The following is a 25,851-nucleotide window of genomic DNA, read 5'->3' on the forward strand; positions in this document are numbered from 1 at the left end:
CGGTCGGGTCGAAGTCGGTGTCGACGGCTCACCTGCGGACAGGAGCTACCGCCCAGTAGGAGTTCGCGTCCTTGCGGATGCGGCGGGTCATCGGGTCGCCCAGCAGCCGTTGGGCGGCGCCGACCGGCGTGACGATCAGGAAGTAGGCGAGGAACAGCAGGAGTTTCTTCACGGGTCCGTCTCTCGTGGCGCGTCGCGGGTGGGGGGCTCAGTCGAGCGGGATGGCCTCGCGCCAGTCGACGTCCTCCTGCCACTGCGGCTGGTCGGCCTTGCCGAGCAGGAACGACCCCAGGGCGAGGTAGTCGATGTCGGTGCGCATGAAGCAGGTGTAGGCGTCGGCCGGGGTGTTCACGATCGGCTCGCCCCGCACGTTGAAGGACGTGTTGACGAGCACCGGGCAGCCGGTCGCCTCCTTGAACGCGGTCAGCAGCCGGTGGTAGGGGGCGTTGTTGTGGGCCGACACGGTCTGCACCCGGGCGGAGCGGTCCACGTGGGTGACCGCGGGGATGGTGGAGCGCGGCACCTTCAGCAGGTCCAGGCCGCTGACCCCGGCCGAGGCGGCGTCCGCGTCCGGGATGAGCCGGGCCTGCGCCACCGGCGCGACCACCAGCATGTATGGGCTCTCCTGCGGCAGGTCGAAGTAGTCCTTGGTGTCGGACTCCAGGACGGAGGGCGCGAACGGCCGGAACGACTCCCGGAACTTGATCTTGAGGTTCATGTCGGACTGCATCTTCGGGGACCGCGCGTCGCCGATGATCGAGCGTGCGCCGAGCGCCCGGGGGCCGAACTCCATCCGCCCCTGGAACCAGCCGACGATCTTCTCCTCGGCCAGCACCTCGGCGACCCGCGCGGCCAGCACCTCGGGGGCGAGCCGCTCGTGCGGGATCCGCTCGCGCTCCAGGTAGGCGGCGATCTCCTCGTCGTCGTAGGCCGGGCCGAGCAGCGAACCGCTCATCGCGTCGCGGCCGGTGCCCAGGTGCGGGCGGTCCGCGCCCCGCTCGTGGGCGACGGCCAGCGCGGCGCCGAGCGCACCGCCGGCGTCCCCCGCGGCGGGCTGGATCCACACCTCGTCGAAGATCCCGTCCTGGATCACCTTCCCGTTGGCCACGCAGTTCAGCGCGACGCCGCCGGCCAGGCACAGCCGGGACTCGCCGGTGCGCTCCCGGGCCGTCCGGGCCAGCTTCAGCACCACGTCCTCGGTGACCTTCTGGACGGACGCGGCGAGGTCGAACTCCCGCTCGGTCAGCGGGCTCTCGGGCATTCGCCGGGGGCCGCCGAAGAGCTGCTCGAAGCCCCGGCCGGTCATCACCTCGCCGCGCAGGTAGGCGAAGTACCGCATGTCGAGGCGGAACGAGCCGTCCGGCTTGACGTCGATCAGCCGCTCGCGGATCAGCTGCTCGTAGCGCGGCTCGCCGTAGGGGGCGAGGCCCATCAGCTTGTACTCGCCGGAGTCGACCTTGAACCCGCAGAAGTACGTGAACGCCGAGTACAGCAGGCCGAGCGAGTGCGGGAAGCGGATCTCCGCCAGCGCGTCGAGGCCGTTGCCGCGGCCGTGCCAGAGCGTGGTGGTGGCCCACTCGCCGACGCCGTCGACGCAGAGCACCGCGGCCGACTCGTACGGGCTGGGGAAGAACGCCGAGGCGGCGTGCGACTCGTGGTGGCGGCGCGCCACCACCTCGGGCACCCGGCCGAGGCCGAGCCCCTCCAACTGGCGGCGGACCTCGCCGAGGGTGTCCCGCTTCCAGCCCAGCCACTCCGGCAGGGTGCGGCTGAAGGCGCCGTAGGAGCGGGGCGCGGAGGCGGCGAAGGTGGAGAGCACCCGCCGGTACTTCAGCGCGGGGTCCTCGTAGTAGGCGACGGCGGAGACGTCGTCGAGGGTGGCGCCCGCCTCCCGCAGGCAGTACGCGACCGCCTGCGCGGGGAAGCCGGGGTCGTGGCGGACGCGGCTGAACCGCTCCTCCTGCGCGGCGGCCAGCGGGACACCGCCGGAGACCAGGGCGGCGGCACTGTCGTGGTAGTAGGCGGAGAGCCCAAGAACCAGGTCGGGCATGGGGGTCGAAGCTCCTTCACGCGTACGGCGTTGTCAGGGGGCGGGCACGGCCACGGGCGGGGCGGCGAGCCGGGCCCGCCGCTGGGCCTGGCGGGCCCGGAAACCGGAGGGCGGGGTCAGCGACCGGTAGCCGGTGCGGACCCGGGCCCACTCCTCGGCCCGGCGGGTGGCCGGCACGGTGGCCATGTGGGCGTCCACGGCGTCCGCCGCCCAGGCCGAGTGCCCGGTGGAGACGTTGTCGATGGTGTTGTGCAGGTCGACGAAGCGGGTGCTGAACCCGTGCGTCTTGAGCGCGATGCGGGCCCTGCGGTACGAGCCGCCGACCCCGGACAGCTCCATCGCCAGGTTCAGGCCGAGGATCTCCGGCCGGAACGTGTGCGGGAAGCGGCCGACGGACAGCCAGTACACGGGCAGTTCGAAGGACTCGTCCCGGAACCCCGGCCACCGGGAGAACTCCCGGGAGTCGGTGGGCGGCACCTGCCGGCCCATCTCCGCCAGCACCTGGCGGTAGATCAGCGGGTGGTTCAACCTCGGTTCGCCGTTGCCGAGTTCGTCCCAGTAGGTCTCGAAGAGCGAGAAGCCGACCTCCGAGCCGGCGTCCTCGTACTCGGTGAACCCCTGCAGCCAGGCGCCGTCGATCAGCGTCAGCGGAGCCAACTGCACGGTGGAGTCGACGAGTTCCTCCCGGGTGGGGACGGGGATCTCGCGCCCCTCCTCGAACTCGGCGCCGTGCCGGTCGTGCTGGGCCGACAGCCACGGGCGCATGCCCTCGTCCGGCCAGGCCGCCGGCAGGCGGGTCTCCGCGCGGTCCAGGCCGTGCCCGGAGCGGGCCAGCCAGCCGCGGGCGTAGCGGTGCGCCCAGTCGTGCGCGGCCGGGGTGGTGTCTCGGCGCAGCAGCAGCCAGTACGCCTCGCGGAGGTCCGCGGGCGCCCGGTCCGCGCCGGAGGGGGAGCCGGGGAAGGACGGCAGCACCGGGGCGGGCGCGGCCGGCGGGGCGGCCGGGCGCGGCGCCGGCTCCGCGTCCCGGTCGGGCGCGGGGTCCGCGCGCGGCGGCAGCGAGTCGATCCAGCGGCGGACCACCGCCAGGTCCTCGGGCGAGAAGACCCGGAACATCGGCCCGCGCTCGCCCACCAGCCCGTTGACCAGCGAACTCGCCTCCGAGCGGCCCGGCTTGACCATCCGGCTGCGGGCCAGGACGTCCAGGAACGGCAGCGGGTCGGTCCGGCACTCGGTGAGCCAGAGCGAGAGCGACCTGCCCTCCATGGCGAACTCGTGGTGGTAGACGGAGCCCTCGCGGGCCCGCTGCCGCATCAGTTCGGCCATCGCGTGCACCGGGTCGAGGGCGTCCTCCACCAGGTGGTGCAGGCGCGCGCTCCAGCCCCGCAGCGCGCCCAGCGCCCAGCGGAAGCCGTCGGCCACCCGCGGGTCGGTCGCGCCGTCGAAGGCCTCGGCGGCGTCCAGCGCCAGCCGGAGGCCGGTCGGCTCGTCGGCCCGGCGGGCCGTGGCCGGGTCGACCGCCTCCCAGTCCGTCAGGTGCGGGTGGGCCCGGCGGACCGCGGCGAGCGCCGGCGGCAGGCCGACGCCGCGCAGGCACAGGTCGGCGCCGACGATCTCCGGTCCGAAGTCCTCCGGCCGCCGACCCAGCGCCAGCAGCAGCGCGGGCACGCCGAACGCGTCCTCGTCGATCCGCTGGTCCTGGGCGAGCCGCGCCGCGGGGACGGCGTGCTCGGCCAGCTCCAGGCGCTGCAGCAGGGCGAGGTACGCCGCGCCGCGCGAGGCGTGCGGGTGCCCGGCGCCGAGGTCGGCCGCGTACAGGTTGAGCACCCGCAGGGCGGGCAGCCGCTCGGCGTTTCCGGGCGCGCTGAGCCACTGCAGCCACGCCCCCGAGAGCAGGGACAGCGGCGCGCAGGAGAGCGCGGCCCGCCGCACCAGGGCGTCCCGGTCGGTGTCGGTGGCGGCCCGGTCGAGCAGCGCGGTGAAGCGCCCGCGCTCCTCGTCGGCCCAGCGCGCGGCCTCGGCGCGCAGGCCGTCGAGGCCCGCACCGGGCCGGGCCGGCGCCGCGGACCGGGCCAGTTCGGCCCGCAGTTCGTCCCGCAGCGAGTCGCCGGGCAGCAGGCTCTCGGGGGCGCACGCCCGGGCGAACACGAGGCGTGCGGTGGGGGAGGTGGTGTGCACCTTCGGAATTCCTTTCCGCCGCTCCGAAGGAAACGGTCAGAACATGGGGTAGATGGAGGCGTCGTTCTTCTTCCGGCGCTTGCGCCCGAAGAGTTTCTCCACGAATTTCCGCCACAGGGACATGGCTGATCACCCGAGCCTTTCAGCTGGATCGTCGGTGGGTTTTTCGCCGCGCTTTTCAGGCGGAGAAGATCGGACCCCGGTGGGTCTTGTGCTGGGCGGCCTGGGCGACCGGCCGGACCACCAGGTGGTCGACGTTGACGTGCGGGGGCAGCGCCACGGCGAGCGCCACGCAGGCGGCGACGTCCTCGGCGGCGAGCGGCCGGTCGACGCCGGCGTAGACGGCGGCGGCCTTCGCCGCGTCGCCGCCGAAGCGGTTGAGGGCGAACTCCTCGGTGTGCACCATCCCGGGGGCGATCTCCACCACCCGGATCGGGGTGCCGCACAGCTCCAGCCGCAGGGTCTCGGCCAGCGCGTGCTCGCCGTGCTTGGCGACGCTGTAGCCGGCCCCGCCCTCGTAGTTCACGAACGCGGCGGTCGAGGTGACGGTGACGATGGCGGCGCCCTCGCCCGAGGCGCGCAGCAGCGGCAGCAGGGTGCGGGTGACGTGCAGGGTGCCCAGCACGTTCACCGCGAACATCCGCTGCCAGTCGGCCCCGGTGGCCTCGGCGACCGGTTCGGCGCCCAGCGCCCCGCCCGCGACGTTGACCAGCAGGTCGCAGCCCGGCAGGTCGGCGAACGCGGCGCGGACCGCCTCCGGGTCGGTGACGTCGCAGACCACCGCCGTGCCGCCGGTCTCCCGGGCGACCTCGGCCAGCCGGTCGGCCCGGCGGGCGACCAGGACGACGTGGTAGCCGTCCTCGGCCAGCCGCCGCGCGGTGGCCTTTCCGATTCCGCTGCTGGCGCCAGTGACCACCGCGGTGCGGGTCATCGTGTGTCCTTCTGGGGAGTGGGTGGAAGGGGAGGGGCGGCCCGGGTCAGCCCCAGGCGGAGTCCCCGAGGGGGCTCGCGGCGACCCGGGCCGGGGCCTGGGCGCGCACGTTTTCCGCCGCCGCGGGACCCGCGGGGGCGAGAGCGGGGAGAACGGCCAGGAGAATGACTCCCAGACCGGCCGTCCGCACCGCCGGCTTTCGCCGGGAGGTGGATTTTCCGCGAACAGCGTTCATGTCTGCACCCGTCCAGGAAATTGGGCTCCGGAGTTCGTCAGGAAGAGCTTTCCAGCCCGGTCGCACGGCAGACAGGGGGGGCTGGCAGGATCTACCTGCAGTGCACGAAGATGCAGGGAGCGCATATGTGCGAAAAGAACGAGAATGCAGGACCAAACGGACACCCGGAGATGTGCGAACGCGGCCTGAACACCTACCGCGAGGTCCTGCGCGGGCGGCCCGCCCCGGACGACGTGCCGCGCTGCGTCCTGGAGTGGGGCCTGCTCCGCCGCTCCCCGGAGACCGGCGCGCTGGTCCCCGTCCCGCCGGACGTCGCAGCCTTCGGCCTCACCCAGCCCGTCGAGCGCGCGATCCTGGAGCACCAGCACCGCCTGGCGGCCATGCGGGTGTCGATCTCCCACCTGGAGGGCGTCTACCTGGAGGCCCGCCAGGAGGACTCGCTGGTCCACCGCCTGATCGGCGCCGACGTCATCAGCACCGCCCTGGAGCAGGCGGTCAGCGCCTGCACCGACGAACTGCTCACCATGCAGCCCGGCGGCGGCCGCGCCCCCGCCCTACTCGCCGAGGCCCTCCCCCGCGACCTGCAACTGGCCGCCCGCGGCGTGCGCCAGCGGACGCTCTACCAGCACTCCGTCCGCACCCACGGGCCCACCCTGGCGTACGTGGAGCAGGTCGGCGCGGCGGGCGCCGAGGTCCGCACCTCCGACGAGCTGTTCGAGCGGCTGATCGTCTGCGACCGCGCCATCGCGTTCATCCCCAGCGTGCGCGACCGCAGCATCGAGGCCCTGGCGATCCGGCACCCCGGCATCGTGCGCTACCTGGTCCGCTCCTTCGAGCTGGAGTGGGAGCGGTCCCGGCCGATGACCATGCTCCAGGAGACCGGGGCGGAGGTGCTGTCCGACAAGATCCACCACGCCGTGCTGCGCCTGCTGGTCAACGGCGTGCCCGACAAGGCCATCGCGAGCCGGCTGGGCATCAGCCTGCGCTCGGTGGCCAACCACGTGAAGCGCGCCTCCGACGCCACCGGCAGCCGCAGCCGCACCGAGCTCGGCTACCTGCTCGCCGTCCGGGGCGTCGTCGACCCGGTGCGGGACGCCGGAACCGACGCGCTGCCGGACGCGGCGGACGGCTGACCCGGGCCCGGAACGCCGAAGACCCCGCCGGGGCGGGGTCCCCCTGCCGGCCGGGTCAGGCGATCAGGCCCGGGATCTCCTGGATCGCGAACCACAGCAGGTCGTGGTCCTCCGCGCCGTCCACCGTGAACTGCGCGTCCTGGTCACCCCCGTCGGCGGCGGCGATCGCGCCGACCGCGGCGGCCACGTCGGCCAGCACGTCCGGGTCGGTGTCGTCGGCGTGCACCGCGGCGGCCTTGGCCAGCCGGACCGGACCGGCCAGCACCACCCGGCCGAGCGAGGCCTGGTCCTGGTACTCGTCACCGGGGAAGCGGCTCACCGCCGAGTCGGCGACCTCGACGGCCAGCACCACCCGGCGGCGCGGCGCCTCCGGATCGGCGGCCAGCAGCCGGACCGAGGAGAGCGCCGCCCGGTTCAGGGCCGCGTACTCCAGTTCCTCCAGGTCGTCGCTGACGTACCACTCGCGCAGCGCGGGCGTCACCGCGTAGGCGACGCTCTGCTCCAGGACGCCCTCCGGGTGCGCCACCGCCAGGTCCTTCAACGTGGTGGGCACGTACACGCGCATCGGGGGCACCCTTCTGACGGACTCACTGTGCGACGGCTCAAGAATACGCAGCCCGCCCGGCCCGCCCGCACGCGCGCTCCCCGCCGCCGGGCCCGTGCGCCGATCAGGTCACCGCCCGCGTCCCCCTACGGGCCCCTCCGGCACCGCCCCGCCGTCAACTCCCGCGCCCGGCCCCGGCGGCGGCGCCGTTGCGGCCACCGGCCCGCCACCCGTACGGGTGGACTTCCGGCGGCCGCCGGAACCCGGGAAACCCCCTTGGAGCGGCCCCGGCCCACCCGGTAGCAAAGGCCCCGACAGCACTGCCGTCCCCACCCCCTCTTCCCCCGCCCCCGCCTCCCCCGTCGAAAGGGCCCTGATGACCGAGCAGCCCACCCGGACGCCCGGCCCCCGGATCCACCCGCTGGTCCGGCCCCTCCCCGGCGACCGCCGCCCGGCCCGCCACCCGCACCCGGCCGAGCCGGCGCGCCCGGCCGCCGGGCAGCTGCCCCCGCAGCTGCGGCCCGCGCGCCCGGCCCGCAGCCCGCGCGCGGCCTGCGACGGCGTCCGCCCGCCGGCCCACCGGCCCCGGACGGCCGCGCCGGGCAGCACCGGGCACGCCGAGCTCGCGGGCCGGTTCGCGCACCGGCTGGTCGAGGTGCTGTGCGGGGAGCGCCCGGTGCACCAGTTGCAGCGGCACACCACGCTGCCGGGCTTCCACCAGCTCGCGGCGCTGGTGCGGACGGGCTCGCTGCGCCCGCGCGGCCGGGTGCTGCGGCCGAGGCTGGGCCGGGTGCACGACTGCGCGCCGGGCCCGGGCGCGGTGGAGGCCTGCGTGCGGGTCGAGCTGGGGCCCCGGCACCACCTGCTGGCGTTCCGGCTGGAGCGGCACGGCCGGACCGGCCAGTGGCAGTGCGCGGCCGTGGAGACCGGATGAGCGCCCGGGGAACGCCGCGGCGGGGCGCCGCCCCCCGTGGGAGCGGCACCCCGCCGTCGTCAGGAGCGCGGTCAGGCCTTGCGGCGCCGACCGCCCTTCGCCGCCTTGGCGGCCTTGCGGCGCTCGGCGCGGGTCAGGCCGTCGCCCTCGCCGACCAGCCCGTCCTCGTCGAAGTCGCCCTCGATCACGCCGCCGCCGATCTCGTCGGACGGCGCGGTGTAGTGGAGCTTCTTGCGCTCGGGGGCCTCCAGGCCCTTGGCGCGGATCTCCGGGCGGGCGGCCGGGACGGCGGCGTCCTTCTCCAGCTTGTCGAGCAGCACCTGCTCGTCGTCCGGCACCGGGACCTCCTCGACCTGCTGCTCGACCTGGACCTCCAGGTTGAACAGGTAGCCGACGGACTCCTCCTTGATGCCCTCCATCATCGCGGAGAACAGGTCGAAGCCCTCGCGCTGGTACTCGACCAGCGGGTCGCGCTGGGCGTAGGCGCGCAGCGCGATGCCCTCCTGCAGGTAGTCCATCTCGTACAGGTGCTCGCGCCAGCGGCGGTCCAGCACCGACAGGACGACCCGGCGCTCCAGCTCGCGCATGATCTGCTCGCCGAGCTGGTCCTCGCGGCGGCCGTACGCGGCGGCGATGTCCTCCTGGATGGCCTTGGTGAGGAACTCGGGGGTCAGGCCGCCGCTGTCCGCGGCCTCCTCCTCCAGCTCGTCCAGGTCGATCGAGACCGGGTAGAGCTGCTTGAGCGCGGTCCACAGCTTGTCGAGGTCCCAGTCGTCCTCGAAGCCCTCGCCGGTGGCGGCGTTGACGTACGCGGCGACGGTGTCGTCCATGAAGTGGCCGACCTGCTCCTGCAGGTCCTCGCCCTCCAGGACGCGGCGGCGCTCGCCGTAGATGACCTCGCGCTGGCGGTTGAGGACCTCGTCGTACTTGAGGACGTTCTTGCGGATCTCGAAGTTCTGCTGCTCGACCTGGGTCTGCGCGGAGGCGATGGCCCGGGTGACCATCTTCGACTCGATCGGCACGTCCTCGGGGACGTTCGCCATCGACAGCACGCGCTCGACCATGCCGGCCTTGAACAGGCGCATCAGGTCGTCGCCCAGCGAGAGGTAGAACCGGGACTCGCCCGGGTCGCCCTGGCGGCCGGAGCGGCCGCGCAGCTGGTTGTCGATCCGGCGGGACTCGTGCCGCTCGGTGCCCAGGACGTACAGGCCGCCGATCTCCTGCACCTCCTCCTGCTCCGCCTTGACCGCGAGCTTGGCCTTCTCCAGCGCCTCCGGGAACTGGGCCTCGTACTCCTCCGGGGTCTCCTCGGGAGTGATGCCGCGCTGGGCCAGCTCGGCGGCGGCCAGGTGCTCGGAGTTGCCGCCGAGCATGATGTCGGTGCCGCGGCCGGCCATGTTGGTGGCGACGGTGACGGCGCCCTTGCGGCCGGCCTGCGCGACGATCTGCGCCTCGCGCTCGTGGTGCTTGGCGTTCAGCACCTCGTGCGGGATGCCGCGCTTGCGCAGCTCCTGCGACAGGTACTCGGACTTCTCGACCGAGACGGTGCCGACCAGGACCGGCTGGCCCTTCTCGTGCCGCTCGGCGATGTCCTCGACCACGGCGGCGAACTTGGCCGGCTCCGACTTGTAGATCAGGTCGGGCTGGTCGATCCGCTTCGGGCTCTTGTTGGTCGGGATCGGGACGACGCCGAGCTTGTAGATCTGGTGGAACTCGGCCGCCTCGGTGGTGCCGGTGCCGGTCATGCCGGACAGCTTGTCGTAGAGGCGGAAGAAGTTCTGCAGGGTGATGGTGGCCAGCGTCTGGTTCTCGTTCTGGACCTCGACGCCCTCCTTGGCCTCGATCGCCTGGTGCATGCCCTCGTTGTAGCGGCGGCCGGCCAGGATGCGGCCGGTGTGCTCGTCGACGATCATGACCTCGCCGTTGATGACGACGTAGTCCTTGTCCGCCTTGTAGAGCTCCTTGGCCTTGATGGCGTTGTTCAGGAAGCCGACCAGCGGGGTGTTCACCGACTCGTAGAGGTTGTCGATGCCCAGGTAGTCCTCGACCCGGCCGACGCCCTCCTCCAGGATGCCGACGGTGCGCTTCTTCTCGTCGACCTCGTAGTCGCGGTCGATCTTGAGGCGCTGCACCAGCTTGGCGAAGTCGTTGTACCACTTGGTGGCCTGGTCGGCCGGACCGGAGATGATCAGCGGGGTGCGGGCCTCGTCGATCAGGATCGAGTCGACCTCGTCGACGATCGCGAAGTTGTGGCCGCGCTGCACCAGTTCGTCCTGCGACCAGGCCATGTTGTCGCGCAGGTAGTCGAAGCCGAACTCGTTGTTGGTGCCGTACGTGATGTCCATCCCGTACTGGCGCTTGCGCTCGGCCGGCGACATGTTCGCCAGGATCACGCCGACCTCCAGGCCGAGGAAGCGGTGCACCCGGCCCATCCACTCCGAGTCGCGCTCGGCGAGGTAGTCGTTGACGGTGATCAGGTGCACGCCCTTGCCGGTCAGCGCGTTCAGGTACGCGGGCAGGGTGCCGACCAGGGTCTTGCCCTCGCCGGTGCGCATCTCGGCGACGTGGCCGTGGTGCAGGGCGGCGCCGCCCATGATCTGGACGTCGTAGTGGCGCTGGCCCAGGACGCGCTTGGCGGCCTCGCGGACCGTCGCGAACGCCTCGGGGAGGATGTCGTCGAGGCTCTCGCCGTCGGCCAGGCGGGACTTGTACTCGTCGGTCAGCGCGCGCAGCTCTTCGTCGGTGAGGTTGACGAAGTCCTCTTCGATCGAGTTGACCTGGGCGGCAATCCGCTGCAGCTTGCGGAGGATCTTGCCCTCGCCTGCGCGCAGGATCTTGTCGAAGACGGACACGTGAGCGGGCTCCTTGCCTCATTCGGCTCTGGATGACTGCCGGTGGGGAGTGCACCCCACCGTACGGGCCATCGTATGCGAGGACTCCGAGCGGCCGGGAGGTCCGTCAGCACGCTATTCCTGTGTCACCCCTGGGAGCACATCCCCCGATGCCGGGGCCAAACGGTCAAAGCGGTTCGCCGACGGCCGGTTGTCAGTACCCTGGCCTAGCCTCGCCCCATGGCCCAGACCCCTGCCGAGACCCTCACCGGCACGCCTGCCGGCACCCCCGCCGCGGCCCCCGCGCCCGTCGCCCGGATCACCGCCGACCACGCCCGCCGGCTCGCGCTGCGCGCCCAGGGCCTGCTCGGCTCCCCCGACCGCCGGGCCGGTGCGGCGGGCGTCCTGCGGCGGCTCGGCGCCGTCCAGTTGGACACCATCTCGGTGCTGGCCCGCTCGCACGAGCTGGTGCCGTACGCCCGGCTCGGCGCGGTCGGCCGCCGCCCGGTCGAGCAGGCGTACTGGGGGCACGGCACCGCCTTCGAGTACTGGTCGCACGCGGCCTGCGTGCTGCCGATGGAGGACTGGCCGCTGTTCGCCTTCCGCCGCCGCGCGTACCGGGACAAGGGCCGGGTCTGGGGCCACCCGGTCTCCCCCGGGGCCTACGCCGCGGTGGTCGACCGGCTGCGCGCCGAGGGCCCGCTGACCTCCACCGGGCTCGGCGGCGCCAAGCGGACCGCCGAGTGGTGGGACTGGTCCGACACCAAGATCGCCGTCGAGCGGGCGCTGGCCTTCGGCGACGTGGTGGTGACCGAGCGGCGCGGCTGGAAGCGGGTCTACGACCTGGCCGAACGGGCCGTCCCGGCCGAGCTGTTCGGGCGCGAGCCGTCCGACGCCGAGTGCCTGACCGCGCTGGTGGCCCGGGCCGGGGCCGCGCTCGGCGTCGCCACCCGGGCCGACCTGCAGGACTACCACCGCCTCAAGGGCGCCCAGTTGGACGCCGCGCTCCCCGGCTCGGGCCTGGTCCCGGTCGAGGTCGAGGGCTGGGGCGCCCCGGCCTGGGCCGACCCGGCGGCGCTCGCCGCCGAGCCGCGGGGCCGGCACCGCACCACCCTGCTCTCCCCGTTCGACTCGCTGGTCTGGGACCGCGCCCGCACCGAGCGGATCTTCGGCATGACCCACCGGCTGGAGGCCTACACCCCCAAGCACAAGCGGGTGCACGGCTACTTCGCGATGCCGCTGCTCGCCGCCGGCCGGCTGGTCGGCCGGGTCGACCCGGCCCGCGAGGGCCGGACCCTGGTGGCCCGCCAGGTCTCGCTGGACGGGCCGAGGTTCGTCCCGGCGCTGGCCGAGGCGCTGCGCGAGGCCGCCGGGTGGACGGGCTGCGACGCCGTCCGGGTGGAACGGCTGGCGGACGAGTCGCTGCGGCCGGAGCTGGAGCGGCTGCTGGCCTGAACCGCCCGGCCGGGGGCGTCCGTCGGCCGCGCCCGGCCCGCGTTCAGCCTATTTCGAGGATCTTCTCACGCATGGCGTAGACCACGGCCTCCATCCTGGAGTGCAGCTGCAGCTTCTCCAGGATGTTGCGCACGTGGTTCTTCACGGTGTTCTCGCTGATGAACAGCTCCTTGGCGATCTCCCGGTTGTTCATCCCGGTGGCCACCAGCTTGAGCACCTCCAGCTCCCGGTCGGTCAGCCGGGGCGCGGGCAGCAGCTCCCGGTCGTCCGAGCGGCGCTGGATCATCGACTTGAACTCGGTCAGCAGCTTGGCCGCCATCGAGGGGCTGATCTGCGACTGCCCGTCGGCCACCGCGCGGATCGCGGTGGCCACCTCGTCGGTGGAGATCTCCTTCAGCAGGTAGCCGGTGGCCCCCGCCTTGATCGCCTCGTAGAGGTCGGCCTCCTCGTCGCTGATCGTCAGCATGATGATCTTGGCGCTGGGCACCACGTCCTTGATCGCGGTGCACGCCTCGATGCCGCTGCGCCGGGGCATCCGGACGTCCATCAGGATGATGTCCGGCAGCAGGTCGGCGGCCTTCAGCACGGCCTCCGCGCCGTCGCCCGCCTCGCCGATCACCCGGATGTCCTGCTCCTCCGCCAGCACGATCTCCAGGCCCCGGCGGAACAGCGCGTGGTCGTCCACCACCAGCACCCGGATCGGCTCCGCGCGGCCCGGCGGGAAGCCGCCGTCCCCGGGCCCCCGGCCCTCGCGCGAAAGCTCCCCCATCCGCTCCTCCCCCGCCCTCAGGTCACGTCCGACGCGCCCATCATTCCACGGCCCGGCCCCGTCCCGGTCACCCTGCGGCGCCGAACCGCCCGGCTGGGTGACCCCGCGCGCACGGGTGACCCCGGCGGCCGCACCGGCCGCCGGGGTCACCCGGCTCCCCGCCCCGGGGGCGGGGCCGCCGTCAGTCCTCGTCCGGCCCGTTGATCGCGCCGCCCGCGCCGGCGGCGTCGCCCGCGGCGGCCGGGTCCTCCTTCAGGTGGATCACGCCGTAGTGGTAGCCGTGCCGGCGGTAGACCACGCTCGGCAGGCCGCTGTCCTTCTCCTGGAAGAGGTAGAAGTCGTGGCCGACCAGCTCCATCGCGTACAGCGCCTGGTCCAGCGACATCGGGGCCGCGGCGTGGGTCTTCTCGCGGACCACCAGCGGCCCGTCGCCCTCCACCTCCAGGTTCCCGGCGACGGTCTTGCGGGCCGCGCCGTCGGCGCCCGTGGCGGCCTCGGTGGCGGGCAGGTCGGCCAGCGCGGCGGTCGCCGCGGAGACGCTGAGCGGCGTCCGCCCGTTGGTCCCGCCCTTGTGCACCCGGCGGCGGTCCGCGGACTTGCGCAGCTGCGCCTCCAGCTTCGCGGAGGCCAGGTCCAGCGCCGCCCACGGGTCGTTGGCGGACGCCTCGGCCCGGATCACCGGGCCCCGGCTGCGGAGGGTGATCTCCACCCGGTCGGAACGGTCGGCCTGCCGCGGATTGTGCTCCTTGGACACCTCGACATCCAGGCTGATCGCCTTGGTGTCGAACTTCTGGACCTTCTCCAGCTTCTCGGCCACGTGCTCGCGGAACCTCTTGGGCACCTCGGTCTTGCGGCCCTTGACGACGATGTCCACGCAGAACTCCGATCCCTCGTGCTGACCGGTTCGGTGTGCGTCCCGAACCGGCGTGAGACCCAGCCGGACCAGTCGGCCGCCGCCGCCCGCCGGGCACCGCCCGGAGAGCCGACGAGGACCACCGGCCCTCTTACTCACTTCCTCCCCACCAGGAGCGTTCGAAACCCCTGGAAGCCTCATGCAACACCCGACGCGGGGATCTCGCCTCCCCAGTCGAACGAACGTACCGGCGTGCGGTCGGCGGCCCGGCTGTTCCCCCCTGTCTACCCACCTACGGGTGAAACAACGGCGAACGGCTGGACAACACGCCCGGCACCGCCGACCGTATGGCTGACGCCGCCGCCCGGCGCGCGTTCCGGAGGGGTTCCCGTGACGAGCCGCAGCACCGCCCACCAGCCCGGATCCGTCCCCGCCCGCGCCGTCGCCGCCCTGCTCGACCTGCTGCTCCCCGCCCGCTGCGCCGGCTGCGGGAGCGGCCTCGGCGGCCTCTGCCCGCCCTGCCGCGCGCTGCTGGACGGCGCCGCCGCCGGCCCGGCCGGACCGCACCGCCCGCCGCCCGGGCTGCCGCCGGTGCACGCCGCAGCCCCCTACGCCGGACCGGTGCGCCACCTGCTGCTCGCCCACAAGGAGCGCGGCGCGCTCCGGCTGGCCGCCCCGCTGGGGGGCGCGCTGGCCGCCGCCGTGCGCTCCGCCACCGGGGCGGGCGCCGCCCCGCTGCTGCTGGTGCCGGTGCCCTCGGCCCGGGCCGCGACCCGGGCCCGCGGCCACGACCCGACGCTGCGGCTGGCCCGGGCCGCCGCCCGCGAGCTGCGCCGGGGCGGGATCGCCACCCTGGTCGCGCCGGTGCTGCGGCACAGCCGCCCGGTGGCCGACCAGGCGGGCCTGGGCGCGGCCGAGCGGCACCGCAACCTGGACGGCGCGCTGGCCGTCCCGGCCCGGCTGGCGGGCGCCCTGGCCGGGCACCGGCTGGTGCTGGTGGACGACCTGGTGACCACCGGGGCGAGCCTGGCCGAGGCGGCCCGGGCGCTGCGCGCGGCGGGCTGCCCGCCGCGGGCGGCGGCGACCGTCGCGGCCACCGCCCGGCGCGGGCCGGGTCCGGGGCGGCGCGGGGCGGTCGCGGGGGAGGCCGGGCTCAGCCCGGGTAGATGAACGCGCCGGGGTCGGACTTGCTGGGCACCTCGTGCCACTGGTTGTCCTTGAGCCGGTAGAGGCCGTGGTCGGAGACAGTGAGCACGGCGGGCCCGGAGGGACCGGTCGGGTCGGCGGGCAGCCGGGCCTCGGTGGCGGACAGCGAGGTCATCGACTCGCCGCCCTGCAGCGGGGAGTCGGTGGACTGCGAGCCGTCGGTGCCGAGGAAGTGCAGCTGCTGGAGCCGGTCGACCTCCTTGCCGAGCACCACCAGCTGGTCGGTGTCGCCCCAGGAGACGGCGGCGACCTCGGTCAGCTGGGGGGCGACGTCGCGCAGCCCGGTGATCCGGGCGGTCGGGTTCTTCGAGCTGCCGTCGTGCTGCACCAGGCCGAGCGCCAGCTTGGCCTGGCCGGTGCCGCGGCTGAGCAGCAGCGCGATCCGGGTGCCGTCGGAGGAGATCCGCAGCGACCGCACGGTGCGCCCGTCCAGCCCGTCGACCTGCACCGGGACGACGGTGCGCTCGCGCACCAGCAGCACCCGGGGCGCGGCCGGGTCGCGGTCGACCAGCCAGAGGTCCTGCCGGCCGTCCCAGCTGGGCGAGGCCAGGCCCTGGTCGGGCGCGGGGGCGCGGCTGGAGACGATCCGCTCGCCGTACTTGGCGTTCTCGGACAGCTCGACCTCGACCAGGTCGTGGCCGTCGGCGCTGACCGCGGCGGCGGCGTTGCCGTCCCGGCGGACGGCGACGGCGCCGGTGCCGGGGCGGAACTGTCCGGCCTGCGGCGGCTGGCCGAGCGGCCCGGGCACGGGGACCGGGTCCAGGCCCTCCTGGTAGGTGCTGAGCCGGCCGTCCTCGGACTGGATGTACGCCCGGACGCCGTTGTCGGTGCCGGCCAGCGCGCCGGGGGCGACCAGCGCGGCCTCGCCGGCGCTGAGCGAGCAGCTGCCGCCGGTGAGGGAGAGGTCGAGCCGGTCGAGCTTGCTCTGCTGGTCGGCGAGGGTCTGGAAGAGCTGCTGGGCCATCTGCTTGCAGGCGGCCGGGTCGCCGCCCTCCAGCCTGACGGTGGCCACCCGGTTGTCGCCGACGCTGGCGCCCCGCACCCGGACGCCGTCCAGCTTGCTGCTCACCACCGGGCCGAGCCAGCGCGAGGGGCCGTCCGCGGTGGCCTGGGCGGCCTCGGTCAGCGGGTCTATTCGGCGGCGCAGGTAGATCGGGTCGGGCACCAGCACCGGGGAGATCTGCGGGCGGGTGGCGGACCGGTCGGTGGCGGCGAAGAAGTAGCGGTGGACCGGCTTGTAGGTGTTCTTGAAGTTGGTCTGGTCGACGATCAGGCCGTTGGGCAGGTCGCTGATCCGCCACTCGCCCTTGTCGGGGCCGTCGGACTCCTTCACGAAGGTGAAGACCTGCTGGTAGGACTGGCCGGGGTGGGCCTGGTAGGTGTGCTGCTCGTCGAGCGCGGCGACCTGCTTGCCCTCGACGGTCAGCCGGAAGACCACGGCGTCGTCCGGGGGCTGGCCGCCGCCCGGGCTGGGGGCGCCGGCCAGCACCACCACGCCGGCGTCGGGCTTCCAGGTCTTGGCCGCGACGGTGGTCAGGTACTGCTTGGCGGTGTCGTAGTCGGCCTGGTCGGCGTTGGAGGAGTCGAGGAACCCGGCGAGCAGGTCGCGGGGGCTCTCGCCCTTGCGCGGGGCGACCGGGTAGACGTGCACCTGGAGGGCGTCGGCGGCGTTCTGCGACACCTCCAGGCGCTGCGGGGCGCCGCCGGAGGGCATCGAGACGCAGCCGGTGGCGGCGGTGGCCAGCAGTACGGCCCAGCCCGCCGCGAGGGCCCGCCGGTCAGTCGTCCTGTCTGTCCTGCGCACCGGCGGTCCCCTCCTGGTCGGTCTCGGCGCCGTCCGGTGCGGGCGGGGCCGACTGGGTCGGGCGGCCGCGGTCGACCACGATCTGCGCGCCCGTGGCACCGTAACCCGTGACGTCCGAGGGGGCGGAGACCGGGGCGGCGGTGGGCCGGCCCAGGCCGGGGCCGATGCTGAGCACGCCGCCGAGGCCGGAGCCGAAGGCGTGCCGCTCGGTGTCCGGGGTCTCCGGGACGGCGGTGGACTCGCCGCCGGCCAGCGCGGTCGCGCCGCGGGCGGTGCGCCGGTACGGGGCGCCGGCCGAGGACATGCCGCGGTTGTAGCGGGAGTCCTCCGGCTCCAGCCGGAACGGGGCCCGGGAGATCTCGCCGCCGCGGGTGCGCGGCAGGGTCAGCCGGAAGTGCGAGCCGCCGCCGGGCTCGCCCCAGGCCTGCAGCCAGCCGCCGTGCAGGTGGGCGTCCTCGACCGCGATGGACAGGCCGAGGCCGGTGCCGCCGGTGGTCCGCACCCGGGACGGGTCGGCCCGCCAGAAGCGGTGGAACACCCGGGAGGCCTCGCCGGGCTTGAGGCCGATGCCGTAGTCGCGCACGCCGACGGCGACCGCGCCCTCGGCCGAGCCGAGCCGGATCACCACGTCCCGGCCCTCGCCGTGCTCCAGCGCGTTGACCACCAGGTTGCGCAGGATCCGCTCGATCCGGCGGCCGTCGACCTCGGCCAGCACCGGGTTCTCGGCGCCGCGGATCAGCACCGCGCTGCCCTTGGCCCGGGCCAGCGGGTCGGCCGCCTCGACCACCCGGGTCACGATGTCCCGCAGGTCGACCGGTTCGGCGTCCAGGATCGCCGCGCCCGCGTCGAACCGGCTGATCTCCAGCAGGTCGGCGAGCAGCGACTCGAAGCGGTCCAGCTGGTCCTGGAGCAGTTCGGCGGAGCGGGCCGCCATCGGGTCCAGGTCCTCGCGGCTGTCGTAGATCAGGTCGGCGGCCATCCGGACGGTGGTCAGCGGGGTGCGCAGCTCGTGCGAGACGTCCGAGACGAACCGGCGCTGCACCCGGGAGAGTTCCTCCAGCTTGCGGATCTGCGCCTGCAGGCCGTTGGCCATCCGGTTGAACGACTCGCCGAGGCGGGCGATGTCGTCGGTGCCGGTGACCTTCATCCGCTCGTCGAAGTGCCCGGCCGCGAGCCGCTCGGAGATCCCGGCGGCCATCCGCACCGGCGTGACGACCTGGCGGACCACCAGCCAGGCGATGCAGCCCAGCAGGATCACCAGGAACAGCCCGGCGGTGGCCAGGGTGCCGATCACCAGGTTGAGGGTGGAGGTCTCCTGGTAGAAGGAGAAGACGTAGTACAGCTGGTACGAGGTGCCGTCCGGGCCGGTGAACTGCTTGCCGATCGCCAGGCCCTTGTCGTCGTCCGGCTTGGCCTGGCTGTCCGGGGCGCGGTGCAGCTTGACCGGCTGCTCCTGCGGGTTGGACGGGTCGGCGGCGACCTTGGCGCGCAGCTCGGGGGTGATCGAGTCGGGCAGGATCGAGCCGGAGTACCGGGCGCCGCGCAGGCCGGCGCTGGAGGCGCTGGCCTCCTGGCCGCCGGGGGCGAGCGCGATCACCGAGTAGACGCCGGAGCCGCCGGAGGCCAGGTCGGAGACCTGCTTGGTGAGCCAGGCGTTGATCTGGTCGCGGGTCGGGTCGGCGGTCGCGCCGGCCTTGGCCTGCAGGTTGATCGCCTCGTTGATCTTGTCCTGCTCGATCTGGAAGCCGCCCAGGGCCTGCCCGTGGGCGGACTTCTGCTTGGTCTCCAGCAGGCCGGTGCGCACCTGGGCGACCACCACCACGCCGAGCACCAGCACCACCACGAAGGAGAGCAGCAGCGTCATCGCCACCACCCGCAGCTGGATGGAGCGGCGGTACAGCGCCAGCAGCCGGCCCACCGGGTGCCGGAACGGGCGGACCACCGGGGCGAGCAGCTGCGCCCACCACCGGCGCCGGCGCGGCCTGCCGGTGGTGGAGCTCAGCACGTCGCCGCGCACGGCGTGCTCCCCGCCGGACTGCTCGTCCGACGGGGAGCGGTCCGCCCTGGTGGTGTCGCTCATCCTCAGCTGGGCCCGGCCTTGTACCCGACACCGCGCACGGTGACGACGATCTCCGGGCGCTCCGGGTCCTTCTCGATCTTGGAGCGCAGGCGCTGCACGTGCACGTTGACCAGCCGGGTGTCGGCCGCGTGCCGGTAGCCCCAGACCTGCTCCAGCAGCACCTCGCGGGTGAACACCTGCCAGGGCTTGCGGGCCAGCGCGACCAGCAGGTCGAACTCCAGCGGGGTCAGCGGGATGCCGCGGCCCTCGCGTTTGACGGAGTGCCCGGCGACGTCGATCACCAGGTCCCCGATGGTCAGCTGCTCGGGTGTGGGCTCCTCGGCCCGGCGCAGCCGGGCACGCACCCGGGCGACCAGTTCCTTGGGCTTGAACGGCTTCGTCACGTAGTCGTCCGCGCCCGACTCCAGGCCGACCACGATGTCGACCGTGTCGGTCTTCGCGGTCAGCATGACGATCGGGATGCCCGACTCGGCCCGGATCTGCCGGCAGACGTCGATGCCGTCCCGTCCGGGCAGCATCAGGTCGAGCAGTACGAGGTCCGGCTTGGTCTCCCGGAAGGCGGCCAGCGCCTTGTCCCCGTCAGCGACGAAAAACGGCTCAAAACCTTCACCACGCAGCACGATGCCGAGCATCTCGGCCAGTGCGGTGTCGTCATCGACGACGAGGACACGTCCCTTCATGTCTCCATCTTCTCATCACCCGAATGTGACCTGCGCCGCACGACGGTTCCGTCCCGCTCCCCCGACCCCGCGCCGAACCAGTCATACCATCGCAAAGGTCGTGGTTCGGAGGCCTTGTCCGGACCGTTGTGGATCAGCAACGGGAGACCGCTGGGGTACGCGTGCGCACCATGGCACGATAAGCACCCCGAAGCACCCGAGCCAGGGTGCCCCGACGAGGAGCGTCGATGACCGAGACCCCGGGCTGGACGTCACCCGGCTCTCCCGGAGCACCGCCCGGCACCACCGGAACCGGCCACCCGGCCCCCTCCGCGCCCTCGGCCGCCGCGCTCCCGTCCTCCCCCGACGCCACCCCCGGCACCGGCCCGGTCCCGCTGCGCCCGCTCGGCTTCGGCGAACTGATGGACGGCGCCTTCGCCTTGGTCCGCCGCAACTGGCGGGCCGCGTACGGGCTGAGCCTGCTGCTGGGCGTCTCCCTCGAACTCCTCCAGGCCGGCGTCGACTGGTGGATCCACGTCAGCGGCACCCCGGCCCTGGCCGGGGCCTCCGGCTACCTGCTGTGGCCGCTCAGCATGCTGCTCGGCACCCTCTCCGCCGGACTGGTCGCCCCCGTGGTCGGCAACGGCCTGCTCGGCCGCGACACCACGCCCCGCGAGGCCTGGCAGCAGGTCCGGCCCCGCCTCGGCGCCCTGACCGGCCTGTGCCTGCTGCTGGGCGCGATCCTGCTCGGCTCGCTCGGCGTCCTGGTCGTCCCGCTGTTCGTGGTCGCCGCCGTCACCGACCAGCCCGCGCTGCTGCTGCTCGTGCTGTTCACCGCGCTGCCGGTGGCCTGGCTGTGGGTCAAGCTGCACCTGGCGGTGCCCGCGCTGGTGATGGAGAAGCAGCCCGTCACCGGCGCGCTCAAGCGCTCCTGGCGGCTGACCGGCGGCGCCTGGTGGCGGATCTTCGGCCTGGTGCTGGTCTTCCAGCTCTGCCTCGCCCTGGTCGCCACCGTGCTGACCCTCCCGGGCCAGATCGTCACCGAGATCCTGGGCACCGTCCCCGCCTCCCCCGCCGTCGAGGACGTGAACGCCGCGGTCGGCATCGCCGTCACCGCCGTCTTCGCCGCCGTCGCCCGCACCGTCCTCCTCCCGCTCGGCGGCGCCCTGCAGACCCTGATCTACACCGACCAGCGGATCCGCCGCGAGGCGCTCGACCTCGAACTCACCCGGGCCGGCGGCCTGTTCGGCCACGCCCCCGCCACCCCGGCCGCCTCCGCCGCCGTGCCGCTGGGAGCCTGACCGCGATGGGACTCCGGGGGGAGGGGGCGCTGCTCGCGGACGGCACCCCCATCGACGTACCGCGCGAAGCGGCCCGCGAGGCCGCCCACGAGGAACTCCGCAAAGCCGTCTACCACCAGCACGAACCCGGCGCCATCGAACGCTTCGTCGACTGGGTGAAGGAGCAGGTCGGCCGGGCCCTGGACGGCGTCGCCGCACCGCTCGGCGGCGGCGGCAACGCCGCACTGGCCGTCCTGGTGGTACTCGCCCTCGTCCTGGGCTTCGTGCTCTGGCGGCGCTACGGCGCACCCCGCCGCGCCGCCCGCTCCGCCGGGACGCTGTTCACCGGCGCCGAAGGACCGCGCAGCGCCGCCCGGCACCGCGCCGACGCCGCCGCGCACGCCGCCGCCGGCGCCTGGGAGGACGCCGTCCGCGAGCAGATGCGCGCCCTGGTCCGCGCCCTGGAGGAACGCACCCTGCTGACCCCCCGCCCCGGCCGCACCGCCGACGAGGCCGCCGCCGAGGCCGGCCGCGCCCTGCCCCAGCACGCCCGCGAACTCGCCTCCGCGGCACGGCTGTTCGACGACATCGCGTTCGGCGAGCGGCCCGCGGACGAACGCGCCTACCGGCTGCTCGCCGACCTCGACCAGAACCTCGGACGGACCAGGCCCGTCCCCGTCCCGGCCGGCGGAGGAACCGCATGACCACCGCCCCGCCCACCGCCCCGCCGCCCGCCACCGCCGAGCCCGCAACCGCGGCGCCCGCCCCAGCCGGCCCCGCCGCCCCCCGCCACGGCCTGCGCACCCGCTGGCGGCGCGCCCGCTGGTGGCTGCTGGCCGCCCTGGTCCTGCTGCTGGTCGGCGGCCTGGTCGCCGGCATCCCCGGCACCTCCGCCTACTCCGCGCTCGACCCGCGCAGCGGCGACCCGCGCGGCACCCGCGCCGTCGACCAGCTGCTCCAGCGGCACGGCGTCACCAGCCGCACCGCCTCCCGCCCCGCCGACCTCGCCGCCGCCCTGCGCGCCGACGACACCACCGTCGTCCTCACCGCCCCGGACGAGCTCGCCTACCAGCAGCTCGCCGAACTCGCCGCGCTGCCCCGGGGCGCGCGCAGCCGCCTCGTCCTGATCGCCCCCGAGCAGCCCCTGCTGAACGCCTTCGCCACCGGCGCCACCCTCGCCGGCTACACCGGCGGCGGCCACGCCCCGGCCGTCCCGGACTGCGCGCTGCCCGAGGCCGTCACCGCCGGCAGCACCACCGCCGGCGGCCAGAGCTACCGGGGCCGCCCCGGCGACACCGAGTGCTACCCCGTCCAGGGCGGCGCCACCCTGCTCAGCCGCACCCGGGGCGACCAGCAGGTCGTCCTGCTCGGCAGCGGCACCCCGCTCACCAACCGGGCCCTCGACCGGGACGGCAACGCCGCCCTCGCCCTCGGCCTGCTCGGCGCCCACCCACGACTGGTCTGGCAGACCCTGGACGACAGCACCCACCAGGTCGCCGAGGGCCGCAAGGACCTCGGCGACTACATCCCCGACGGCTGGTACTGGGGCACCCTGCAGCTCGCCCTGGCCGGCCTGCTCGCCGTCGCCTGGCGCGCCCGCCGCCTCGGCCCGGTGCTCACCGAACGGCTGCCCGCCGTGGTCCGCGCCTCCGAGACCACCGAGGGCCGCGCCCGGCTCTACCACCGCGCGAACGCCCGCGGCCACGCCGCCGAGACGCTGCGCCGCGCCGCCCGCCGCCGCACCGCCGCCGCCCTCGGCCTCCCGCACACCTCCGGGGACCCCGACCCGGCCGCCCTCACCGAGGCCGCCGCCGCCCGGCTCGGACGCCCCGCCGCCGACCTCCAGCACCTGCTGTACGGCCCGGCCCCCACCGACGACGCCGCACTGCTGCGGCTCGCCGACGACCTCGACGACATGGAATGGCAGGTACGACAGCCGTGACCGACCAGCTGCTCAAGACCGTCCCGGACCGGTCCGGCGACGCCCGCGCCGCCCTCACCGGCCTGCGCGAGGAGATCGCCAAGGCCGTGGTCGGCCAGGACGCCGCCGTCACCGGCATCGTCGTGGCCCTGCTCTGCGGCGGCCACGTCCTGCTGGAGGGGGTCCCCGGCGTCGCCAAGACCCTGCTGGTGCGGACCCTGGCCACCGCCCTCGACGTGGAGACCAAGCGCATCCAGTTCACCCCCGACCTGATGCCCGGCGACGTCACCGGCTCGCTGGTCTACGACAGCCGCACCGCCGAGTTCTCCTTCCAGCCCGGCCCGGTCTTCACCAACCTGCTGCTCGCCGACGAGATCAACCGCACCCCGCCCAAGACCCAGGCCTCCCTGCTGGAGGCCATGGAGGAGCGCCAGGTCACCGTCGACGGCGAACCCCGCAAGCTCCCCGAACCGTTCCTGGTCGCCGCCACCCAGAACCCCGTCGAGTACGAGGGCACCTACCCGCTGCCCGAGGCCCAGCTCGACCGCTTCCTGATGAAGCTGATCCTCCCGCTGCCGACCCGCGACCAGGAGTTCCAGGTCCTGTCCCGGCACGCGAACGGCTTCGACCCGCGCGACCTCGCCTCGGCCGGCGTCCGCCCGGTCGCGGGCGTCGCGCACCTGGCCGCCGCCCGCGCCGAGATCGCCGGGCTGACCGTCTCCCCCGAGGTCCTGGCGTACATCGTCGACCTGGTCCGGGCCACCCGGCAGTCGCCCTCGCTCTCGATGGGCGTCTCCCCGCGCGGCGCCACCGCCCTGCTCAACACCTCCCGCGCCTGGGCCTGGCTGGCCGGCCGCGACTACGTCACCCCCGACGACGTCAAGGCGCTCGCCCTGCCCACCCTGCGGCACCGCGTCCAGCTCCGGGCCGAGGCCGAGATGGAGGGCACCACCGCCGACAGCGTCATCCAGGCCGTCCTCGCCCAGACGCCCGCCCCCCGGTAGCACGCCCCCCGGGCCGGGGCCCCGTCCCCGGCCCGCCGCCGTCCCCGCCCCCAGAAAGCGAGCCCAGCCACCCCATGGCCCTGACCGGCCGTACGGCCCTCATCGCCGCCCTCGGCGCCCTCCTGGTCGGTCTGCTCCTCCCCTCCTGGACGGGCATCGGCGTGGCCGTGCTGCCCCTGCTCGCCGCCGTCGCCGCCGACCTGCTGCTCGCCGCCCCCGTCCGCCGCCTGGTGCTGGAACGCGCCGGCGACCCGACCGTCCGCCTCGGCGAGGCCACCGGCGTCGACCTGCTCGTCACCAACCCCTCCGGCCGGCCGCTGCGCGCCCGGATCCGCGACGCCTGGTACCCCTCCGCCTGGGCCCCCGGCACCGCGACGACCGCCTCCCGCCACCGGGTCACCGTCCCGGCCGGCGAGCGCCGCCGCCTCACCACCCCGCTCGCCCCCACCCGCCGGGGCGACCACCACGCCGGCAAGGTCACCGTCCGCTCGCTCGGCCCGCTCGGCCTCGCCGGCCGCCAGGCCAACCTGGACGCCCCCTGGCGGATCCGCGCCCTGCCCCCCTTCGCCAGCCGCAAGCACCTCCCCTCCCGCCTCGCCCGCCTGCGCGAACTCGACGGCCGCACCTCCGTCCTGACCCGCGGCCAGGGCACCGAGTTCGACTCCCTCCGCGAGTACCTCCCCGGCGACGACGTCCGCTCCATCGACTGGCGCGCCAGCGCCCGCCGCAGCACCGTCGCCGTCCGCACCTGGCGCCCCGAACGCGACCGCCACGTCCTGATCGTCCTCGACACCGGACGCACCTCCGCCGGCCGCGTCGGCGACGCCCCCCGCCTGGACTCCGCGCTCGACGCCGCCCTGCTGCTCGCCGCCCTCGCCACCAAGGCCGGGGACCGGGTCGACCTGCTCGCCCACGACCGCACCCGCCGCGCCGCCGTCGCCGGCCGCTCCCCCGCCGAGGTGCTGCCCGCCTTCACCGACGCGATGGCCGTGCTCGAACCCGCCCTGATCGAGACCGACCTGCGCGCCCTCACCTCCACCGCCCTGCGGATGGCCCCGCAGCGCTCCCTGATCGTCCTGCTCACCGGCCTCGACGCCCACCAGATCCAGGAGAGCCTGCTCCCGCAGCTCCCGCTCCTGACCAAGCGCCACGAACTCGTCCTCGCCTCCGTCGCCGACCCCCGCCTCGACGAACTCGTCCACGCCCCCCGCACCACCGTCCGCGACGTCTACGCCGCCGCCGCCGCCGAACAGACCCGCGCCGACCGCCGCCACACCGCGGACCTCCTCACCCGCCGGGGCGTCACCGTCCTGGACGCCCCACCCGCGTCCATCGCCCCGGCCCTCGCCGACACCTACCTCGCCCTGAAGGCCGCCGGCCGCCTCTGAGCCCGTGCCGGCGGATGCCCTACCCTCTGCCAGGTGATCTCCGACAGGTTCCCCTTCGTCGGCGGCTTCAGGGAGCTGGAGTACGGCACCCCTGACGGCCCGTCGATCCGGCCCGCCGTGCGGGCGGACGCCGCTGCGCACGAGGACGACCTGGTGCGCTACCTACGCGCCGGCAGGCTCCTGGTCGGCACCCCCGCACTCGTACCCGACGTGCTGAGCGAGACCGGGGGACTCCTCTCAGGCCCGCACCTCGTCACGGACGGACACTGGCTGTGGTGCTACGTCCTGGCCCACTACGTGGAGCGCTACCACGTGGAACTCGACCCGGCGTTCGTCGAGCACGCCCGTGGCAACGACTGGACCGTGCCGCAGGTCAGCGACGAACGCCTCGACGAGATGGTCACCTTGCTCATCGAAGACGCCGAGGAGTCGGACTGACCCCTGACCGGAATTCCCCCGGGAACGCGAGAAAGCCCCCTGACATCCCGTCAGGGGGCTTTCTCCGAAAGATTGTTCGGCGGCGTCCTACTCTCCCACAGGGTCCCCCCTGCAGTACCATCGGCGCTGTGAGGCTTAGCTTCCGGGTTCGGAATGTAACC

The 25,851-nt window shown here is 74.4% G+C and carries 21 protein-coding genes and 1 rRNA gene; 10 read left to right on the top strand and 12 right to left on the bottom strand.

Going from position 1 to position 25,851, the window contains the following annotated elements; all coding sequences use genetic code 11:
• Positions 1-28 precede the first annotated feature (28 nt).
• The 4 genes from ACZ3J7_RS20010 to ACZ3J7_RS20025 form a co-directional block, all read right to left on the bottom strand.
• A complete protein-coding gene (locus tag ACZ3J7_RS20010; protein ID WP_465622752.1) occupies positions 29-172 on the bottom strand; it encodes a hypothetical protein in 144 nt (47 codons plus the stop codon).
• A gap of 36 nt (positions 173-208) precedes the next feature.
• Positions 209-2,050 carry a carbamoyltransferase family protein gene (locus ACZ3J7_RS20015; protein WP_465622754.1) on the bottom strand — a complete coding sequence of 614 codons (1,842 nt, stop codon included), beginning with the start codon at positions 2,048-2,050 and terminating at the stop codon, positions 209-211.
• Positions 2,051-2,083: 33 nt separating this feature from the next.
• On the bottom strand, positions 2,084-4,225 hold the full coding sequence (locus tag ACZ3J7_RS20020) for an iron-containing redox enzyme family protein (protein ID WP_465622757.1): 2,142 nt from the start codon (positions 4,223-4,225) through the stop codon (positions 2,084-2,086).
• Positions 4,226-4,403: 178 nt separating this feature from the next.
• Positions 4,404-5,156 carry an SDR family oxidoreductase gene (locus ACZ3J7_RS20025; RefSeq protein ID WP_465622758.1) on the bottom strand — a complete coding sequence of 251 codons (753 nt, stop codon included), beginning with the start codon at positions 5,154-5,156 and terminating at the stop codon, positions 4,404-4,406.
• Between the two features lie 405 nt (positions 5,157-5,561).
• On the opposite strand from ACZ3J7_RS20025, the gene ACZ3J7_RS20030 reads away from it, so the two are divergent.
• Positions 5,562-6,524: a LuxR C-terminal-related transcriptional regulator gene (locus ACZ3J7_RS20030; RefSeq protein WP_465622760.1), complete on the top strand. Its 963-nt coding sequence runs from the start codon at positions 5,562-5,564 to the stop codon at positions 6,522-6,524.
• A 55-nt stretch (positions 6,525-6,579) separates the two neighbouring features.
• Here the strand turns inward: ACZ3J7_RS20030 and ACZ3J7_RS20035 are convergent, their stop codons facing one another.
• Complete coding sequence (locus ACZ3J7_RS20035) at positions 6,580-7,089, bottom strand: DUF6912 family protein (RefSeq protein ID WP_465622761.1); 510 nt, start codon at positions 7,087-7,089, stop codon at positions 6,580-6,582.
• A gap of 355 nt (positions 7,090-7,444) precedes the next feature.
• Between ACZ3J7_RS20035 and ACZ3J7_RS20040 the strand changes: the two genes are divergently transcribed.
• Positions 7,445-8,002: an Rv3235 family protein gene (locus tag ACZ3J7_RS20040; RefSeq protein ID WP_465622763.1), complete on the top strand. Its 558-nt coding sequence runs from the start codon at positions 7,445-7,447 to the stop codon at positions 8,000-8,002.
• 71 nt (positions 8,003-8,073) lie between these two features.
• Here the strand turns inward: ACZ3J7_RS20040 and secA are convergent, their stop codons facing one another.
• Positions 8,074-10,854, bottom strand: a complete 2,781-nt coding sequence (gene secA / locus ACZ3J7_RS20045) for a preprotein translocase subunit SecA (protein ID WP_465622765.1) — start codon at positions 10,852-10,854, stop codon at positions 8,074-8,076.
• Between the two features lie 219 nt (positions 10,855-11,073).
• Between secA and ACZ3J7_RS20050 the strand changes: the two genes are divergently transcribed.
• Positions 11,074-12,288, top strand: a complete 1,215-nt coding sequence (locus tag ACZ3J7_RS20050; RefSeq protein WP_465622767.1) for a winged helix-turn-helix domain-containing protein — start codon at positions 11,074-11,076, stop codon at positions 12,286-12,288.
• 43 nt (positions 12,289-12,331) lie between these two features.
• On the opposite strand, the gene ACZ3J7_RS20055 is transcribed toward ACZ3J7_RS20050, so the two are convergent.
• Both ACZ3J7_RS20055 and hpf read right to left on the bottom strand, forming a co-directional pair.
• Positions 12,332-13,057, bottom strand: coding sequence for a response regulator (locus tag ACZ3J7_RS20055; RefSeq protein WP_465622769.1), 726 nt, complete (start codon positions 13,055-13,057; stop codon positions 12,332-12,334).
• 181 nt (positions 13,058-13,238) lie between these two features.
• Complete coding sequence (hpf, locus tag ACZ3J7_RS20060) at positions 13,239-13,931, bottom strand: ribosome hibernation-promoting factor, HPF/YfiA family (protein ID WP_465622771.1); 693 nt, start codon at positions 13,929-13,931, stop codon at positions 13,239-13,241.
• A gap of 369 nt (positions 13,932-14,300) precedes the next feature.
• Between hpf and ACZ3J7_RS20065 the strand changes: the two genes are divergently transcribed.
• Positions 14,301-15,080: a ComF family protein gene (locus ACZ3J7_RS20065; protein WP_465622773.1), complete on the top strand. Its 780-nt coding sequence runs from the start codon at positions 14,301-14,303 to the stop codon at positions 15,078-15,080.
• Here the strand turns inward: ACZ3J7_RS20065 and ACZ3J7_RS20070 are convergent.
• The 3 genes from ACZ3J7_RS20070 to mtrA are packed head-to-tail and all read right to left on the bottom strand — an operon-like array spanning position 15,064 to position 19,680.
• On the bottom strand, positions 15,064-16,920 hold the full coding sequence (locus tag ACZ3J7_RS20070; RefSeq protein ID WP_465622775.1) for an LpqB family beta-propeller domain-containing protein: 1,857 nt from the start codon (positions 16,918-16,920) through the stop codon (positions 15,064-15,066). The two genes, ACZ3J7_RS20065 and ACZ3J7_RS20070, sit on opposite strands and share 17 nt — an antisense overlap.
• Entirely contained in the window at positions 16,895-19,000 is a 2,106-nt protein-coding gene (mtrB, locus tag ACZ3J7_RS20075; protein WP_465622778.1) for an MtrAB system histidine kinase MtrB, read from the bottom strand. Before mtrB ends, ACZ3J7_RS20070 begins: the two co-directional genes overlap by 26 nt.
• Before the next feature lie 2 nt (positions 19,001-19,002).
• The gene (gene mtrA, locus ACZ3J7_RS20080) at positions 19,003-19,680 is read right to left on the bottom strand and encodes an MtrAB system response regulator MtrA (protein ID WP_030459579.1); all 678 of its coding nucleotides are present in this window, start codon (positions 19,678-19,680) and stop codon (positions 19,003-19,005) included.
• A gap of 227 nt (positions 19,681-19,907) precedes the next feature.
• Here mtrA and ACZ3J7_RS20085 point away from each other — a divergent pair, with 227 nt between their 5' ends.
• The 6 genes from ACZ3J7_RS20085 to ACZ3J7_RS20110 all read left to right on the top strand — a co-directional run bounded on the left by ACZ3J7_RS20085 (position 19,908) and on the right by ACZ3J7_RS20110 (position 25,690).
• Positions 19,908-20,960: a glycerophosphoryl diester phosphodiesterase membrane domain-containing protein gene (locus ACZ3J7_RS20085; RefSeq protein WP_465622781.1), complete on the top strand. Its 1,053-nt coding sequence runs from the start codon at positions 19,908-19,910 to the stop codon at positions 20,958-20,960.
• 5 nt (positions 20,961-20,965) lie between these two features.
• Positions 20,966-21,643: a DUF4129 domain-containing protein gene (locus ACZ3J7_RS20090; RefSeq protein WP_465622782.1), complete on the top strand. Its 678-nt coding sequence runs from the start codon at positions 20,966-20,968 to the stop codon at positions 21,641-21,643.
• Positions 21,640-22,881, top strand: coding sequence for a DUF4350 domain-containing protein (locus ACZ3J7_RS20095; RefSeq protein WP_465622784.1), 1,242 nt, complete (start codon positions 21,640-21,642; stop codon positions 22,879-22,881). Before ACZ3J7_RS20090 ends, ACZ3J7_RS20095 begins: the two co-directional genes overlap by 4 nt.
• Positions 22,860-23,864: an AAA family ATPase gene (locus ACZ3J7_RS20100; protein WP_465622785.1), complete on the top strand. Its 1,005-nt coding sequence runs from the start codon at positions 22,860-22,862 to the stop codon at positions 23,862-23,864. Before ACZ3J7_RS20095 ends, ACZ3J7_RS20100 begins: the two co-directional genes overlap by 22 nt.
• Positions 23,865-23,938: 74 nt before the next feature.
• Positions 23,939-25,252, top strand: coding sequence for a DUF58 domain-containing protein (locus ACZ3J7_RS20105; protein ID WP_465622787.1), 1,314 nt, complete (start codon positions 23,939-23,941; stop codon positions 25,250-25,252).
• A 33-nt stretch (positions 25,253-25,285) separates the two neighbouring features.
• Positions 25,286-25,690, top strand: coding sequence for a hypothetical protein (locus tag ACZ3J7_RS20110; protein WP_465622789.1), 405 nt, complete (start codon positions 25,286-25,288; stop codon positions 25,688-25,690).
• A gap of 74 nt (positions 25,691-25,764) precedes the next feature.
• Here ACZ3J7_RS20110 and rrf read toward each other — a convergent pair.
• Positions 25,765-25,851 (bottom strand): 5S ribosomal RNA (gene rrf / locus ACZ3J7_RS20115); the annotation flags it as partial.

It is taken from the genome of Kitasatospora sp. NPDC015121, from assembly GCF_055562955.1.